The 16,661-nt window shown below is 45.8% G+C and carries 18 protein-coding genes; 1 reads left to right on the forward strand and 17 read right to left on the reverse strand.

Features of this window, described 5'->3' with window-relative positions; translation table 11 throughout:
• Window positions 1–3 precede the first annotated feature (3 nt).
• From HFM85_RS02700 to HFM85_RS02710, 3 genes are read right to left on the reverse strand one after another with little or no spacing between them, the layout of a single operon-like run.
• Window positions 4–597 carry a DUF5662 family protein gene (locus HFM85_RS02700; RefSeq protein ID WP_226843732.1) on the reverse strand — a complete coding sequence of 198 codons (594 nt, stop codon included), beginning with the start codon at window positions 595–597 and terminating at the stop codon, window positions 4–6.
• Window positions 548–2,473 carry a Type II secretory pathway, pullulanase PulA and related glycosidase gene (locus tag HFM85_RS02705; protein ID WP_173738692.1) on the reverse strand — a complete coding sequence of 642 codons (1,926 nt, stop codon included), beginning with the start codon at window positions 2,471–2,473 and terminating at the stop codon, window positions 548–550. Before HFM85_RS02705 ends, HFM85_RS02700 begins: the two co-directional genes overlap by 50 nt.
• A 33-nt stretch (window positions 2,474–2,506) precedes the next feature.
• Window positions 2,507–3,262: an exodeoxyribonuclease III gene (locus tag HFM85_RS02710; RefSeq protein WP_173738693.1), complete on the reverse strand. Its 756-nt coding sequence runs from the start codon at window positions 3,260–3,262 to the stop codon at window positions 2,507–2,509.
• Between the two features lie 209 nt (window positions 3,263–3,471).
• Between HFM85_RS02710 and HFM85_RS02715 the strand changes: the two genes are divergently transcribed.
• The gene (locus tag HFM85_RS02715; protein WP_173738694.1) at window positions 3,472–3,846 is read left to right on the forward strand and encodes a DUF1292 domain-containing protein; all 375 of its coding nucleotides are present in this window, start codon (window positions 3,472–3,474) and stop codon (window positions 3,844–3,846) included.
• A gap of 119 nt (window positions 3,847–3,965) precedes the next feature.
• Here HFM85_RS02715 and HFM85_RS02720 read toward each other — a convergent pair whose 3' ends face one another.
• The 14 genes from HFM85_RS02720 to HFM85_RS02785 all read right to left on the reverse strand — a co-directional run bounded on the left by HFM85_RS02720 (window position 3,966) and on the right by HFM85_RS02785 (window position 16,521).
• Entirely contained in the window at window positions 3,966–4,496 is a 531-nt protein-coding gene (locus tag HFM85_RS02720) for a dCTP deaminase/dUTPase family protein (RefSeq protein ID WP_173738695.1), read from the reverse strand.
• A gap of 43 nt (window positions 4,497–4,539) precedes the next feature.
• Complete coding sequence (gene nrdG / locus HFM85_RS02725; protein ID WP_044961222.1) at window positions 4,540–5,031, reverse strand: anaerobic ribonucleoside-triphosphate reductase activating protein; 492 nt, start codon at window positions 5,029–5,031, stop codon at window positions 4,540–4,542.
• A gap of 3 nt (window positions 5,032–5,034) precedes the next feature.
• Window positions 5,035–7,128 carry a polyribonucleotide nucleotidyltransferase gene (locus tag HFM85_RS02730; RefSeq protein WP_173738696.1) on the reverse strand — a complete coding sequence of 698 codons (2,094 nt, stop codon included), beginning with the start codon at window positions 7,126–7,128 and terminating at the stop codon, window positions 5,035–5,037.
• A 199-nt stretch (window positions 7,129–7,327) separates the two neighbouring features.
• Window positions 7,328–7,594 (reverse strand): 30S ribosomal protein S15, encoded by a 267-nt coding sequence (gene rpsO / locus HFM85_RS02735; RefSeq protein WP_114001446.1) that lies wholly within the window; start codon window positions 7,592–7,594, stop codon window positions 7,328–7,330.
• A gap of 109 nt (window positions 7,595–7,703) precedes the next feature.
• Window positions 7,704–8,624: a riboflavin biosynthesis protein RibF gene (gene ribF, locus HFM85_RS02740; RefSeq protein WP_173738697.1), complete on the reverse strand. Its 921-nt coding sequence runs from the start codon at window positions 8,622–8,624 to the stop codon at window positions 7,704–7,706.
• Between the two features lie 27 nt (window positions 8,625–8,651).
• A complete protein-coding gene (gene truB / locus HFM85_RS02745; protein ID WP_334297443.1) occupies window positions 8,652–9,542 on the reverse strand; it encodes a tRNA pseudouridine(55) synthase TruB in 891 nt (296 codons plus the stop codon).
• Window positions 9,543–9,549: 7 nt separating this feature from the next.
• A complete protein-coding gene (locus HFM85_RS02750; protein WP_173738699.1) occupies window positions 9,550–10,506 on the reverse strand; it encodes a DHH family phosphoesterase in 957 nt (318 codons plus the stop codon).
• Between the two features lie 9 nt (window positions 10,507–10,515).
• Window positions 10,516–10,884 carry a 30S ribosome-binding factor RbfA gene (gene rbfA, locus HFM85_RS02755; RefSeq protein ID WP_119240190.1) on the reverse strand — a complete coding sequence of 123 codons (369 nt, stop codon included), beginning with the start codon at window positions 10,882–10,884 and terminating at the stop codon, window positions 10,516–10,518.
• Between the two features lie 12 nt (window positions 10,885–10,896).
• Window positions 10,897–13,542 carry a translation initiation factor IF-2 gene (gene infB, locus HFM85_RS02760; protein WP_330594687.1) on the reverse strand — a complete coding sequence of 882 codons (2,646 nt, stop codon included), beginning with the start codon at window positions 13,540–13,542 and terminating at the stop codon, window positions 10,897–10,899.
• Window positions 13,543–13,626: 84 nt separating this feature from the next.
• Window positions 13,627–13,944: a L7Ae/L30e/S12e/Gadd45 family ribosomal protein gene (locus HFM85_RS02765; protein ID WP_173738701.1), complete on the reverse strand. Its 318-nt coding sequence runs from the start codon at window positions 13,942–13,944 to the stop codon at window positions 13,627–13,629.
• Complete coding sequence (rnpM, locus tag HFM85_RS02770; protein ID WP_173738702.1) at window positions 13,931–14,209, reverse strand: RNase P modulator RnpM; 279 nt, start codon at window positions 14,207–14,209, stop codon at window positions 13,931–13,933. Before rnpM ends, HFM85_RS02765 begins: the two co-directional genes overlap by 14 nt.
• Entirely contained in the window at window positions 14,209–15,396 is a 1,188-nt protein-coding gene (nusA, locus tag HFM85_RS02775; protein WP_173738703.1) for a transcription termination factor NusA, read from the reverse strand. The genes rnpM and nusA overlap by 1 nt, the downstream gene beginning before the upstream one ends.
• 41 nt (window positions 15,397–15,437) lie before the next feature.
• Window positions 15,438–15,902, reverse strand: coding sequence for a ribosome maturation factor RimP (locus HFM85_RS02780; RefSeq protein ID WP_173738704.1), 465 nt, complete (start codon window positions 15,900–15,902; stop codon window positions 15,438–15,440).
• 178 nt (window positions 15,903–16,080) lie between these two features.
• Window positions 16,081–16,521: a hypothetical protein gene (locus HFM85_RS02785; protein ID WP_173738705.1), complete on the reverse strand. Its 441-nt coding sequence runs from the start codon at window positions 16,519–16,521 to the stop codon at window positions 16,081–16,083.
• Between the last annotated feature and the right edge of the window lie 140 nt (window positions 16,522–16,661).

Genomic DNA, 16,661 nt, shown 5'->3' on the forward strand with positions numbered 1-16,661 from the left:
CCCCTATCTGTGATTTCGGGACTTTTTCAGATGGCCTGAGCTTTTCTTTCCTCTGGTATCACAAAGATATACATTGCGGATATACCAAAGTGCCTTGTCTTCCCCATATTTATCCAGGATCCTTAAGAGACCTTCCAGTTCTTTCTTTGTCTGAGGATGGATGAACCAGAGCTTCTCCTTGCTTTTCAGGAAATAATCCAGCGGTTCATGATGGGTATAGGCATCACCCAGATAATTTCTGGACGCGCTGATGCGGTCCATGACCATCTCAGCTACATATTTCTTCGGCATCCTGGCTCCCATGATCACATGCTCACCGTCAAGGGAATAATCTACCCAATGTTCAAAATGGTGCCTGTTCCTTCCCTTGTGGTGCAGCCAGGACATGGATACGCCTGTTGCCTCTCTCTCTGCGTTATTGGGGCTTCTTGTTCCCTGATAATATTTACATCCTACCAGAAATTCCGTGGGGGAGTATTTGGACAGGTCATGAAGCAGTCCCTGTTTGTATAATCCGATACGGAAACAGTATTTCATCACCAGAAACTTATGCCTCGTGATCGTCTTGAAGTGCAGCCACGGGTGCCACGAATGCATCTTTCTCCGCCTCCTGTCTGCCCAGAAGTACCACAATGGCACGCGGGCCTATTTCAATTGATTTTCTGTATTCTTCTTTATCCTCCACATGGAAACCCTCTCCATGAAGAGAAGTATCTGCGATTTTTTTCCAGCACATGCCCTCCGGAAGATTGGGGAGTGCCAGACTCCGGTTCTCCCAGTGGAAATTATATCCTACATAGATAAAATCATCCGGGGCTGCCTCTTTATCTTCTTTTTCTCTTGCATAAGCTCCGTAGTACATCAGTCCCAGAAGCCTGCTGGTATTCTCATAGCTTAAATACCAGGCACGTTCGCCGTGGAGGGATACATCCGGAAAACCCTTTGTAAGGTAATCCACGCCCTTTAGTTCTACCGGCATATGAAGCACGGGATGTTCTTTACGGAAAGCAATAGCATCTTTTACAAATTCATATAAGCCACGGTTTCTGGCAAGACCTTTCCAGTCGATCCAGCCTGTTGCATTATCCTGGCAGTAAGCATTATTATTTCCACCCTGAGAATTGCCGAACTCATCACCATTGTAGATCATGGGAACGCCCTGGCTTAAAAGCATCATAAGAAACGCATTCTTGATCTGACGCTCTCTCATCTGACGTACGGAAATCTTTCGGCTTGCTCCCTCGATTCCGCAGTTCCAGGAATAATTGTAACTGCTTCCGTCCTGATTTCCTTCTTCATTGGCTTCATTATGTTTATAATTGTAGCTTACCAGATCATTCATGGTGAATCCGTCCTGACATACCATATAATTGATCACACCATGATTCTCACTGTTGTGGCGGATATGCCATGCAGCAGCTTCCACCATACCCTCGTCGCTCTTTAAAAACCGGCGCATATCCTGAAGAAAGTTCATATTACTCTCTGCGCCACAGCGTCTGCCCGGAATTTTTCCTCTGTAATAATGGTCAAAATCAAATCCCTGGAAAATCAGTTTTGCCCCGGAAAGAATTCCGTCACGGAGAAGCATCTCCCGGTTCACACCGCCTCCCAGCACATGAAAACCATCCACATGGTAAAAAGCTCTCCAGAACTGCAATGCACGAAGTGCCATCAGATTATCTGTCTCCTCCGGAAAATAAAATTCCATGATACAGGCTATGCCGTTTTTATGCAGCTCCCGGATCAGATACCGGAATTCCTGCTCCGGCTCCCTGGTGCTGCAGTAAGCACTCTTCGGGCTGAAATAAAATCCCGGCGTATATCCCCAATAATTCACCACATTCTCCCTACGGCGGGTCTTGATATGCTCGCTGACCTTCTCCTGTTTTCCTGCAGGAATCTCACAGAATTCGTAGGCCGGCATCAGCTCAATAGTATTGATCCCTAAATTTTTCCAGTATGGGATCATTTCTGTGAGTCCCAGAAAAGTTCCCTTGTGGGAAACTGCTTTTCTGGCGAGCTTGGTGTATCCGCGCACATGAAGCTTGTACAGAATCATGTTTTCATATTCGATATCCGGTGCGCTCTCATCACCCCACCCGGAAACATCCTCCATGAGGAAACGGCAGCGTACTTCCTTTTCCGGGTCATACGGAGCACCGAAATGTTCTCGTCCACAGATCCCGTAAGCATATGGATCCTGAACAATCTCTCCGTTAATCCTGTAATTATACTCATAATCTTTCAGTGAAACATCTGCAAGCTTCAGTGCCCACACACGGCCGGTACGAAATTCTTTTGGAAAAATGATTTCCACAGGTGCGGCCGTTCCTCTTTTTTTATACAGAAGCAGAGCCACTTCAGAATCCTCTGAAGCCTCCACTGCAAAATTATAGCCGCCTTCTGTTTTGTTTGTTCCAAGTAACAGCGGCTGTCCTTTCTCCACACGCCCAAGTCTGCGGCTTGCCAAGGCAATCACTCCCTTCCTTTTTTTCCGAAACTGCTACAACTCAATATCCAGCTCTACCGGACAATGATCTGATCCCATGATCTCTCCGTGGATCTTCGCATCCTGAAGTCTGTCTTTGAGTGATGGGGAAACAAGGAAATAGTCGATACGCCACCCTGCATTCTTCTCTCGTGCTCGGAATCGGTATGACCACCAGGAGTAAACCCCTTCGGTATCTGGATAAAAATAACGGAACGTATCAACAAAGCCACTCTCAAGAGCTCTTGTAAAGCAGGCTCTCTCTTCATCTGTGAAGCCTGCATTCTTACGGTTTGTCTTGGGATTCTTAAGATCGATCTCCTGATGTGCCACATTAAGGTCTCCACAGCAGATCACAGGCTTCTTCTCCTGAAGCTTCAGAAGATATGCCAGAAAATCCCTTTCCCATTCCATACGATATTCAAGTCTTCGAAGCTCACTTTGGGAATTCGGTGTATACACAGTGACAAGATAATAATCTTCAAACTCCAGGGTGATCACGCGGCCTTCTTTGTCATGTTCCTCAATGCCGATCCCCATTGCCACAGAAACTGGTTCTTTTTTTGTAAAAACAGCTGTTCCTGAATAGCCTCTGCGGTTGGCATAGTTCCAGTACTGATAATATCCAGGCAGTTCCAGTTTTACCTGCCCCTGCTGGCACTTCGTCTCCTGCAGACAGAATACATCTGCGTCCAGCTCATGAAAACGATCCTCAAAGCCTTTGGTAATGCAGGCACGGATTCCATTTACATTCCAGGAAATTAATTTCATATTTTATATTTTTCTCCTAATTTTTTCGTTATGTTTTTATTATATCTCACATTGGCCGATTAAGCAAAAAATATTTGTTTACAATTACCATAAAACTCTTTCCTGATCCAAAATATTTAGTTGCTGTTCTTCCTTATATCTGTTAAAATATCCTTTATATCATGCATACTGTCTTCTTTAAATGACAGTATCAGAACGGAGGATTTATTATGAGCGACGAATTTAATAAGAGCGGATGTGCACCAAGTGACTGCGCTTCCTGTACAGCCAACTGCGAAAGTAAAGTAGACGAGGCACATCACACCATCACCCTTACCATGGATGATGACACAGAGGTAGAATGTGCAATCCTTACCATCTTTCCTGTAGAGAACAGGGAATATATTGCACTTCTCCCGCTGGATGAGAACGGGCAGAATGAAACCGGTGAAGTTTATCTTTACAGCTTCTCCCGTACAGCAAAGGGCGATCCGATGCTTGCCAACATTGAGGATGATGCTGAATATGCTGCAGCTGCTGATGCTTTCAACGCAGTCATTGACAAAGCACGTGCAGATGAGGAAGCTAATGCACCACTTAGCTAAGCAGCTCCGGAATTGCAGCAGACAGTAAAGCTGCCATGTAAAACAGACATTTGTATTCAAAAAGCCCGGAAGCTGAAGATTTCTCTTCTCCTCCCGGGCTTACTTTTTATATTTTTTCTTTATGCTTTTGCGGTAGTACTTCCAAAACCGCCGTTTCTCACAGCATCTGCATCATCATCTACTGTGATTCCATATTCTACGAAGATTCCCTGCATGAAACCGGTTCCTGCCGGAATCCGGATAGTCTTATCCTCCCTGGTATCATTGGTCAGCTTCGCAAAGATATGACCTTCATTATCAGAAAAGAAATAGTCACTGTCAATGATTCCCACTGTGTTATTCAACTGCAGCCGGAATTTAAATCCCAGTCCGCTTCTCGGATAACATTTCAGGACCCAGCCCTCTTCCATCTCTACACGGATACCTGTCGGTATCTTTACGATCTCACCTGGCTTCATGGTCACATCCACAGGTGCATAAAAATCATATCCTGCACTTCCGGTCGTAGCTCTCTTCGGAAGCTTCAGACTGTCGTAGATATTCTTGATTTCCTCTTTTGAAACTTCTTCAAATGAATTATCAAAGGTATCCTTCCAGTCCTTTGCAAACTGTTCAAAACTTACCTTGTGAAATTTCGCAATTCTTTTCATTTTTCGTTCCACTCCCAATAGGTAATTTCAAAAAAACCTCTGATCACTCCGTGTACAGAACCACACGGTTCTCACGAAGTGACGCCTGTACATCGATCACCCTCTGATTTGAGGAGCCTTTCCATTTCAGACGAACCTCTTTCTTGTCCACCTGAAATTCCCCGTCCACGCATACATCCAGATAATGGATGATCTCGTACTGCTGGATTTCTTCCCAGAGAGAACCCGTATACAGCCAGATCGTCTTATCCGGATACTTCTCTCTGATCTCTCGTGCAAGAGCTGTTACCTCAGCGATATTGGAAGGATGCAGAGGATCGCCTCCCGAGAAGGTGATCCCGCTGATATAATCCTTGTCCAGCTCTGCAAATATCTCAGCTCGCTCGCTGTCCGTAAAGGGCAGACCTCCATTCGGATCCCAGGTAATGGGATTCTGGCACTCCCGGCAGCCGTGTGAACAGCCGGCTACCCAGAGCACTACACGAAGTCCGTCTCCGTTTAACATATCGTCCTTGGTAATATTGTGGTATCTCATCATTTATGCTTCTTCCGGTACATCCTTCATGCTGAAGCTGATTCTTCCCATCTTGTCCTTGCCAAGGCAGATAACCTTAACTTTGTCGCCAAGTGTAAGAACATCCTCAACACGGTTGATCCTCTGTTTGGAGATCTTGGAAATGTGTACCATTCCCTCCTTGCCCGGTGCAAACTCAAGGAATGCGCCAAACTCTTTGATGCTGACTACGCGTCCTGTAAAGATCTGTCCTGCCTCAAACTCGGTAGTGATGATCTCGATCATACGTTTTGCTTCATCCATACCCTTCTGGTCTGTTCCGCAAATGGAAACTGCGCCGTCGTCTGTGATGTCGATCTTCACACCTGTACGCTCGATGATCGTGTTGATAGTCTTTCCTCTCTGTCCGACTACATCACCGATCTTCTGCGGGTCGATCTGGATCTGGATGATCTTCGGAGCAAACTCACCAACGCTTGTACGAGGCTTGTCGATACATTTCTCCATAACTTCTGTCAGGATATATTCTCTTGCCTCTTTTGTTCTGCGGATCGCTTCCTCAACGATCGGTCTTGTAAGACCATGGATCTTGATATCCATCTGGATCGCTGTGATTCCGTCATGTGTTCCGGCTACCTTGAAATCCATATCTCCGAAGAAGTCCTCAAGGCCCTGGATATCTGTAAGAACGATGTAATCATCGTCTGTTTCACCTGTAACAAGTCCACAGGAAATACCTGCAACCGGTTTCTTGATCGGTACACCGGCAGCCATCAGTGACATGGTAGATGCACAGATACTTGCCTGGGATGTGGAACCGTTGGACTCAAATGTCTCAGATACAGTACGGATCGCATACGGGAACTCTTCCTCTGTAGGAAGTACAGGTACCAGTGCTCTCTCAGCAAGTGCTCCGTGACCGATCTCACGACGTCCCGGTCCTCTGGAAGGCTTGGTCTCACCTACGGAGTAGGACGGGAAGTTGTAGTGATGCATATATCTCTTGGATGTCTCGAACTCATCCAGTCCGTCAAGGCGCTGTGCCTCTGTAAGAGGAGCCAGTGTTGTAACTGTACAGATCTGTGTCTGTCCTCTTGTAAACATGGCAGAACCATGAACTCTCGGAATGATGTCTGTCTCAGCTGCCAGAGGACGGATCTGTCTGATCTCACGGCCGTCCGGACGTTTGTGATCTTTGAGGATCATCTTGCGTACAGTCTTCTTCTGGTACTGATATACAGCCTCGCCAAGAACAGAAAGCCACTCTTCGTTATCTGCAAAAGCTTCTTTCAGCTTGTCTGTGATCTCGCTGATATTATTCTCACGTGTCTGTTTGTCATCAGAGAATACAGCAACCTCCATCTCTTCCGGAGGAACAATCTTCTTGATCTCATCAAAGAGCTCCTGCGGTACTGCACAGGACTCATAGGAATGTTTCTCTTTTCCGCACTCAGCAACGATCTGGTCGATGAATCTGATGATCTCCTGGTTTACTTCGTGAGCCTTGTAGATGGCCTCGATCATCTTGTCCTCCGGGATCTCGTTAGCTCCGGCCTCGATCATGATAACTTTCTCTCTTGTGGAAGCTACTGTAAGCTGAAGGTCAGAAACAGATTTCTGTACAAGTGTCGGGTTGATGATGAACTCACCGTCGATCATACCAACCTGTGTAGTTGCACATGGACCATCGAACGGGATATCGGAAATACAGGTTGCAATAGAAGAACCAAGCATAGCCGGGATCTCCGGGTTGCACTCCGGGTCAACAGACATAACCATGTCTACCAGTGTTACATCGTTTCTGTAATCCTTCGGGAACAGAGGACGCATCGGACGGTCAATAACACGGGAAGTAAGGATAGCATGCTCACTTGCCTTACCTTCTCTCTTATTAAATCCTCCCGGGATCTTTCCTACTGCGTACATCTTCTCCTCATACTCAACGCTTAACGGGAAGAAATCAATTCCTTCTCTCGGCTCTTTGGATGCGGTAGCTGTAGCAAGAACTGTAGTGTCACCATAGTGCATAAGAGCAGCACCATTAGCCTGCTTCGCAACACGTCCGATATCTACAGTCAGTGTTCTTCCTGCAAGTTCCATGGAATAACTTTTGTACATATTCGTTCTCCTTTTCTGATAATATATTGAATTTTAACAGGAGTCCGAAACAACTGAAAAGACCACTTCCCCTGGAAAAAGATCTCAACCGGAAATGGGCTTTTCAGTAGTCTCGGAAATCACTCCTGTGGTAATTCCGTCTGTGTTGTCACACATGTTAAAATGGGGCGGATGGAATCATCCGCCCCTCCCGTAGCAATTATTTTCTTAAACCTAATTTCTCAATCAGTGCACGGTATCTTTCGATGTCTGTTTTCTTAAGGTAAGCAAGAAGGCCACGTCTCTGACCTACCATTTTCAGAAGACCTCTTCTGGAATGATGATCTTTGTGGTGTGTTTTAAGGTGCTCTGTGAGCTCCTGGATTCTTGCTGTAAGAACTGCAACCTGAACCTCCGGTGAACCTGTGTCACCCTCTGTTCTTGCATACTCTTTCATGATTGCTGCTTTCTTCTCTTTAGAAATCATTGTTATTTCCTCCTTGAAATTTTAAATTAAACGCCGGGTATTAAGAAGTGGTCGGAGATTCCGGCTTCTGAATACTGGCTTTTTTCACCTCGAACAGTATAGCACACGGTTACTGCCCTGTAAACTGTTTTTTCGAAAAGTTTTTTGTAAAATAGGCCTTTCCTTTTTCTGCGTCTTTCAGAAGCTGTTCTTTCAGTGCTTCTATAGAAGAAAAACGTTTCTCAGGTCTTGAATAATGAAGAAACTCTACTCTGCAAGGTTCCCCGTACAGATCCTCCTCACATTCAAAAAGATATGTCTCCACGCCAAGGAATCTCTCGCCTACTGTAGGCTTGTATCCCACATTGGTGATTCCATAAAGGCTTCGGTTTCCAAAATGGGACACTGTATCATAGACTCCGTTTGGCGGCATCAGCTTCTCTTTTACCGGAACGATATTTGTTGTCGGAAGAAGAACTTTATGTCCCATTCCCCGGCCATGTTCGATCACACCGTCCACAAAATAGGAAAATCCCAGAAGATCGTTGACCTTTTCCATATTTCCTCTTTTAAGTTCTTCGCGGATAAAAGTACTGCTGATTTTTCGTCGGCCTTCCATTTCTTTCGGAATGATATCCACTGAAAAGCCAAGCTTCTTTCCCATTTCAGCAAGAAGCTCCGGTGTTCCCTTCCGCTCATATCCGAACCGGAAATCTTCACCTACTGCAACATGCTCAGCCTGAAGATCTCCTACCAGGATCTCTTTTATAAAAGTTTCTGCTTTCATATGGCGGATCCGGACATCAAGAGGACATTCTACCAGAACATCTACTCCTGCCTTTTCAAGGATGTGGCACCGTTCTTCTTTTGTAAAGATCATCTGACTGCCGATTCCCAGGGAAAAAAGCACTGTCTGAAGACCTTTTTCTTTCTGCTCCAGAATGTTTTCCACCAGTTTCTGATGGCCGCGGTGTATGCCGTCAAATTTTCCCAATGTCACCGCACTTTTGGAAAGGCGCGGAAATTCTCCGTCAATCTTCAAGTATTCCATATTTACTCCTGCCATGTCCATTACAGATCACACAAAAAACATACGGACCGGTACGTATTTCTCTTTTCGCTCATCCCAGCCATATATTCCTGTGAAATCCCCGCTGCTTTTATACATGCGGACGTTTTTCTGCCTGCTTCCTCCCTGTACCATTTCTTCCGGGAGAGGATTTCCGTTGCAAAGAAGTCTGTCTCCCTCTACTGTACACGTAAGAGCAGGATACATAGAAAGCACAGCTTCGATCGGAACGATTTTTTCAAGGATCGTTCCTTCAGCAACCGCTTCTTCTACCTGGGAAAGCGTCAGGCTCTCTTCCAGTGTAAAATTCCCGGATTTTGTCCGAAGAAGCTCCTCCATAGCACCGCCGCAGCCAAGTTTTTCTCCTATGTCATTGCAAAGTGTGCGGATATAGGTTCCCTTGCTGCAAGTGACGCTTATACGTACCAGTGGCAGAGACGTATCCAGGATCCTTATCTCATAAAAAACCACAGGGCGTGGCTTACGCTCTATGGTTTTTCCTTCTCTGGCCAGCTCGTAAAGCTTCTTTCCGTTTACCTTCAGTGCAGAATACATTGGTGGAATCTGCATCTGCTCCCCCACAAAAGATTCCACAGCCTCACGGACTTCCTCTTCTGTAACAGTTACCGGCTTCTCAGAAAGAACTGCTCCTGTCATATCCTGGGTATCTGTGGAAACACCCAGTCTTAAGACTGCCTCGTATGTTTTTTCTTTTTCGGTAAGAAGCTCCACCAGACGGGTTCCTCTGCCAAGTGCAACAGGAAGCACTCCCTCTGCCGCCGGGTCAAGAGTTCCTGTGTGGCCGATTTTTTTCATGTGGAGAATTCCACGTAACTTTGCAACTACATCATGAGAGGTATAACCTTTTTCCTTTCGGATCACAAGTATTCCGTCCATGATCTTATCTTTACTCCTCTGTAAGCTGTTTCTCAATCTCAGCGGTAAGGTTGTTGATCACATCGTACATGGAACCCTGCATGTCACAGCCGGCTGCACGTACGTGCCCGCCGCCTCCGAAAAACACAGCGATTTTGCTCACATCCACCTTTCCGTTGGAACGAAGAGAGACTTTGAATCTCTGTGTCTCTATCTCATAGATAAAGATCGCAACCTCTACACCTGCAGTAAGACGAAGCTGGCTTACGATTCCTTCCAGATCCTTTCCTTCCACACTATAGAAATCCATCTCTCTCTTTTTCAGATATCCGGCCACGCACCTGCCATTCTGGAGAAGAATGCTCTCTGCCAGAACACGGCCCATGACCTGATTCTGAAGATATGTTTTCTGGTAAAAGGATTCATCGATGATCCTGCTGAAATCAAATCCTGTTTTCATCAGTTCACCGGCAATCCTCATGGTTTCCGGTGTTGTGGAAGAATACTGGAACACGCCGGTGTCATGTGCCATTCCCGTGTAGATCGGGATTGCAATAGAACGATCGATCTTCTCTGCATCCAGAAGTCCGTAAAGAACTTCACTTGCAGAACTAATATCACCTTTTACATAATTGATGTCAGCGAATCCATTGTTGCTCACATGATGATCAATGCAGGCTGTCTTTTTTGCTGTGTCAAAATATTTCCGGGCAACAGCAAGTCTGTCCAGCGCGCTGACATCACAAGTGATAAACAGGTCATAAACCTTATCTGCCTCTGCTTCTGTCTTAACCTCATCCATTCCGTCAATATAATTAAACACAGACTTCGGATCTTCCAGATAGATATCTGTCTCTATCTCCGGATAATATTTCCGAAGATAGAGATACAGAGCCATACAGGAACCGATGCAGTCTCCATCAGGACGGATGTGGCCGCCGATGCCCACTGTTTTTACATTTTCCAGTATTTCTGAAATGTTTTTCATTTTTTCCACCTATTCCTCTGTTTCCATCCCATTCATTACATCATTGATTTTCTTTGACATATTGACACCATATTCAATGGACTCATCCAGGATAAAACGAATTTCCGGTGTATTGCGGAGATTCAGTCTTCTGGCCAGTTCTCTCCTGATATAGCCCTCCGCGTTCTTCAGGCCGCGAAGTGTGGAATCTTTTGCCTGCTGTTCGCCCAGCACACTGATGTAGGCTTTGCAGGTCTTAAGATCCGGTGCTACTTCCACTGCCGTTACGGAAGTCATTGGATGAATCCTCGGGTCTTTGATTTCCCCGTGTATGATGGTGCTGAGTTCTTTCTGAACTGCGCCATTCACACGTGTATTTTTAATGCTGTTTTTTCTCATTTAGAGTCACTCCTATCTTGGTACCTCTACCATGATATACGCTTCGACTTTATCTTCTTCCTTGACATCGTTGAAGTCATTGAATACAAGACCACACTCATATCCTGCACGTACTTCCTTGACATCATCTTTAAATCTCTTAAGGGATGCAAGCTCGCCCTCGTAGATCTGATCCTCGCCTCTTGTGATACGAACCTTACAGTTACGCTGGAATGTACCGTCAAGCACATAGCTTCCTGCAATAGTTCCCACACCAGATGCCTTGAACAGCTGACGAACCTCTGCATGACCGATTACTTTCTCCTCGAATACAGGATCCAGCATACCCTTCATAGCTGCCTCTACATCCTCGATTGCCTGGTAGATTACTTTGTAAAGCCTGAGATCTACTCCCTCCTGCTCAGCAAGCTGTTTTGCTGTGGTATCCGGACGAACGTTAAATCCGATGATGATAGCGTTGGATGTTGCAGCGAGGCTCACATCAGATTCATTGATGGCACCTACGCCGCCGTGAATAACCTTAACCACAACTTCCTCATTGGAAAGTTTTGTAAGACTCTGCTTAACAGCCTCAACAGATCCCTGTACATCGGCTTTGACGATGATCGGAAGCTCTTTAAGATCGCTTGCCTGAATCTGGTCAAACAGGTTATCAAGAGAAAGTTTGCCTTTTGTCTCCTCAAGAAGACGGCTCTTATTCTCTGTAACAAATGCGCCTGCAAAGTTCTTGGCTTCTTTATCGCTCTCAAAGGACATCAGAATCTCACCTGCATTCGGAACATCACCAAGTCCAAGGATCTCAACAGGTGTGGACGGGCCGGCCTCTTTTACACGGCGTCCCTTATCATCCATCATTGCACGTACTTTACCGTTACATGCACCTGCTGCGATGAAATCTCCTACATGGAGAGTACCTTTCTGCACAAGAATTGTGGCAACCGGTCCTTTACCTTTGTCAAGCTGAGCCTCGATAACAAGACCTCTTGCTTCACGGTTCGGATTGGCTTTCAACTCGGAAACCTCTGCTGTAAGAAGGATCATTTCAAGAAGGCTCTCGATTCCCTCTCCTGTATGAGCAGATACAGGAACGAAGATAGTGCTTCCGCCCCAGTCCTCAGGAATCAGCTCATACTCGGAAAGCTCCTGTTTTACACGCTCTACATTTGCACTTGGCTTATCAATCTTGTTGATAGCAACGATGATCTCAACGCCTGCTGCTTTTGCATGGCTGATCGCCTCTACTGTCTGCGGCATTACACCATCATCTGCTGCTACTACAAGAACTGCGATATCTGTGGCGTTTGCACCACGCATACGCATAGCTGTGAATGCCTCATGTCCTGGTGTATCCAGGAATGTGATCTTCTGGCCCTTGATATTTACCACGTAAGCACCGATGTGCTGTGTGATTCCGCCGGCCTCGCCTCTTGTTACGTTTGTATTACGGATTGCATCAAGAAGAGATGTTTTACCATGGTCAACATGACCCATGACGCAGACTACAGGAGGTCTTGGAACCATATCGTCTTCATCCTCTTCATCCTCTTTGAGAAGTTCTGCGATCACATCGACTTTCTCTTCTTTCTCAGCGATGATATCGAAACCAAGTGCGATCTCCTCAGCTTTATCAAAGTCAATCTCCTGGTTTACTGTTACCATAACACCTTCCATGAAAAGTTTCTTCACGATCACGGACGGCTGCATCTTCATCGCGTCCGCAAGCTCACGGATGGTAAGCTTCTCCGGAATGGTGATTTCCTTGATCTCCGGCTTCTTCTCTTCCTGCTTTGGCTGTGGATTCGGTTTCTGAAGTGCTTTCGGAATTCTGGAATTCGGTCTGCGTCCACCCTGATTCGGTCTGCGTCCACTCTGACCGGCTTTCTCAAAATCTTTCTTTTTGTTCTTGTTCTCTCTGTCACGCTCACGCTTGCTGTCCTTAGATGTCTTGGTCAGCTCCGGTGTGAATACAGTATCTGAAGCTCCACCGCTTCTTCTCTGTCCCGGACGCTGTCCGCCGCCCTGGCCACCACGGTTTGCTCCGCCGAAACGGTTATCTCCGCCTCTTCCGCCTTCGGAACGTCCACCCTGGCCTCCCTGGCCACGGTTTGCTCCACCGCCAAAACGGTTTCCTCCGTCTCTTCTTCCTTCAAAGCTTCCGCCCTGGCCTCCCTGGCCACGGTTTGCTCCACCGCCGAAACGGCTTCCTCCTCTTCCGTCATTCTGACGTGGGCCTCTGCTTCCCTCACCCTGTCTTGCCGGACGACCTTCTCCGTTCTGGGAACGGTTTCCTCCGAAACGGTTTCCTCCGTCTCTTCTTCCCTCGAAACTTCTTCCGTCACGGTTTCCGTCTCTTCTTCCTTCCGGACGGCTGCCCTGCGGTCTTCCGCCCTGGGAACGGTTCTGGCCTCCCTGGCCGTTTCTCTGCTCACCGGACTCACCGTTTCTTGTGTTTGTTCCTGTGCTTCTCTGACCGCCGTTCTGTGGACGTGCCGGTCCCTTTCTCTCGCCTGCTGCCGGTTTTCTTCTTCCTTTACCGCCATCGCTGGCATTCTGTGCATGAAATACACGGATAATATTCTTTTTCTTTTTCGGTGCTTCAGACTTGTTACCCTCTGTATTCACCGTTGTTGTTTTTTCTTCTGTTTTTGGAGTATCCAATTGTCTATTTTGCTCCTTTCCCGATTTGCTGAATTTATCTTTTAACATTACTATAAATCAAACCTCCTTACAGACATCAAAGCTTTATCTGCCGGATTCTTTTTCCAGCTCTTTGATCATTGCCTTTGCAAAATTTTCGTCCTGCACGGCGAGGCTGGCACGGAATTCCTTGCCCATTGCTCTGCCCAGGCTCTCTTTGTCTGAAAGGAAATATAACGGAACTTCGTAATAGATACACATATTCCGAAATTTCTTTTTTGTATTTTCGGAGGCATCATCTGCCACCAGTGCCAGGAAACCTTTTCCTGTTTTTACGGATTTCTCTGTGGAGAATTCTCCGCTCACTGTTTTTCCTGCTTTTGTTGCCAGTCCGATAAGTGATAAAACCTTATTGTTTTTCAATTGATTCGAACTCCTTCTTGAGGTTCTGATACACTTCATCCGGGACTGCCATTTTCAAAGAACGCTCCAGACCATGGTTCTTGATGGCCTTCTCCAGGCATTCCTCTGAGAAACAAAGGTATGCGCCGCGTCCGTTTTTCTTACCTGTAGCGTCCAGGATGATCTTATTCTCTGATGTTCTGAGAACTCGTATCATTTCCTTTTTGCTTTTCATTTCCCTGCAGCCGGTACACTGACGCATGGGAATCTTGGTTCTCGTTTTCATTATTCCTCGGCATCTCCATCTGCTGTTTCTTCAGCTTCTGTTTCTGTCTCTTCTGCAATTTCTTCTGTTTCCTCAAAATCTTCGGAAATAGTTTCTTCTGTCAGTTCTTCCTCTGCGTCCTCATGCTCTTCATCGTAATCAAAATCACCGGACTCTCTTGCCTGTGTTTCACTCTTGATGTCGATCTTGAATCCTGTCAGTCTTGCTGCAAGACGTGCATTCTGTCCTTCTTTACCAATCGCAAGGGAAAGCTGATAATCCGGTACTACTACCAGAGCTGTTTTTTCATCAGGATCAGCCATAACTGCGATAACTTTTGCAGGGCTCAACGCGTTCTCAATGAGGATAGCCGGGTTCTCATCCCAGTTGATGATATCGATCTTCTCACCGTGAAGTTCGTTGACAACCGCACCTACACGTGCGCCATTCATACCAACACATGCTCCCACAGCATCTACATCCGGATCATTGCTCCATACCGCAATCTTTGTACGGGAACCTGCCTCACGGGCAATGCTCTTGATCTCAACAGTACCATCTCTTACCTCAGCAACCTCGGACTCAAAGAGTCTCTTTACAAGACCAGGATGTGTTCTGGATACCAGGATACGTGGTCCCTTCGGTGTATCCTTAACCTCAAGGATGTATACCTTAATTCTCTCTGTTGGCTGGAATGTCTCGCCTTTTACCTGCTCGTTCTCTGTGAGTACTGCATCTGCCTTACCAAGGTTGATGCTGACATTTTTGCCCATTACTCTCTGAACGATACCTGTTACAACTTCTTTTTCGATTCCGTAGTACTGATCGTAGAGAACTTTTCGCTCTTCCTCGCGGATTTTCTGAAGGATCACGTTCTTCGCATTCTGTGTTGCGATACGTCCGAATTCCTTTGACTGGATCTCAACTTTCATGATATCGCCAATCTCCGCGTTGGTGTTTGTTTTCTGTGCATCCACCAGAGAAATCTCAAGTGCCGGATCTTCCACATGCTCTACTACAGTTCTGTCTGCATATACACTGAAATCGCATGTCTCCGGATCGATCATAACGTGAACGTTGTCTGCTTTTCCGAAATGGTTCTTACATGCCTGGATCAGTGACTGCTCAATTGCCTCCAGCAGTGTATCCTTGCTGATGTTCTTCTCTTTTTCAAGAATATCCAGCGCGTCTCTTAAATCTCTGCTCATTTTCCTTTTTTTCCTCCTGAACTTTTACAGATTCGATTCTCTTAGAATTCAATTGCAAGACGAATCAGAGCGATATCTTTCTTATCAAAGGTGCGTTCTGTACCGTCTTCATCGATTGTCACACTGTTACTATCATATGCCTTTAAAATGCCGCAGAACTCTTTTTGTTTCTCGATCGGCCGGTAGGTACGGATCTCCACCAGCTTGCCAAGGCTTCTCTTAAAATCTTTTTCTTTTTTAAGAGGCCGGTCAAGTCCCGGTGAACTGATCTCCATAATATAGCTGTCTTCGATAAAATCCTGCTCATCCAGGATGTCGCTGAATGCACGGCTTACATCCTCGCAGTCATTTACTGTGATCCCACCCGGCTTGTCAATATAGCCGCGGAGATACCAGCATCCTGCTTCCTTGACATATTCCACATCTACCAGCTCAAAGCCTCTGGACTCTACGATCGGTGTAAGGATCGCCTCTGCCTTCTGTTCATATTCTTCCCGTCTGCTCATGCTCCCACCTGCCTTTCTTCTTTCTGCTGTTATAAGTATTTCTGAACAAATTCCTTCTCAGCAAATAGGAGCGGGCTCTCGCCCACTCCTATGCCAACAAGTTCTTAGTTTCGTTCATTGTAACACCAATGTCTGTTAATTGCAAGTATTAATTGCGATTTGAATTTCTGTTTATCTTTTACAGGATTTCTCCCGCTTTATAGCATGCTGCTATATAATCTCTCGGCTGATAATAAAAATCTGTATTATAGTCCGAAATATGTGCATCAATCCAGGAATGATAAATATCCCATATTCCTTTTTCGATTTCCGCATCATCATATATGTCTTCTATTAATCGCTCATATACTTCTCCAATATCCCAGTAATCCGGAACCGTATATCTGCACATGGATACATTGTCAAATTCCCCTTCCGGAATATTGCATTGTTCCATAAACTCTGCTGCAACTTTTTGTATTGGCTCACAGTGAAATACATCCGCATAATCGTATATTCTCTTTATGTTTTCCAAGCCAAGATAATCTGTGATTTCCCGCCGATGTTGTTTTCTGTTTCGTCCTATATACTCAATCAGGCTACAGGTAAAAAATAAATTGTTATTATTTTTTTTCGCCATATATGACCTCACTTCCTGCAAATTTCAAAGTATCCAATGCCGAAATTGTATGAAAACTGATCTGATGTGTGGGGTACGTGACATTCTCCCACCACTTAAATCTTACGATTTTGAAGTGGGGGCTTCCTGCTCGATTACCC

This window comes from Blautia schinkii (assembly GCF_013304825.1).
GTDB lineage: Bacteria > Bacillota > Clostridia > Lachnospirales > Lachnospiraceae > Blautia_A > Blautia_A schinkii_B.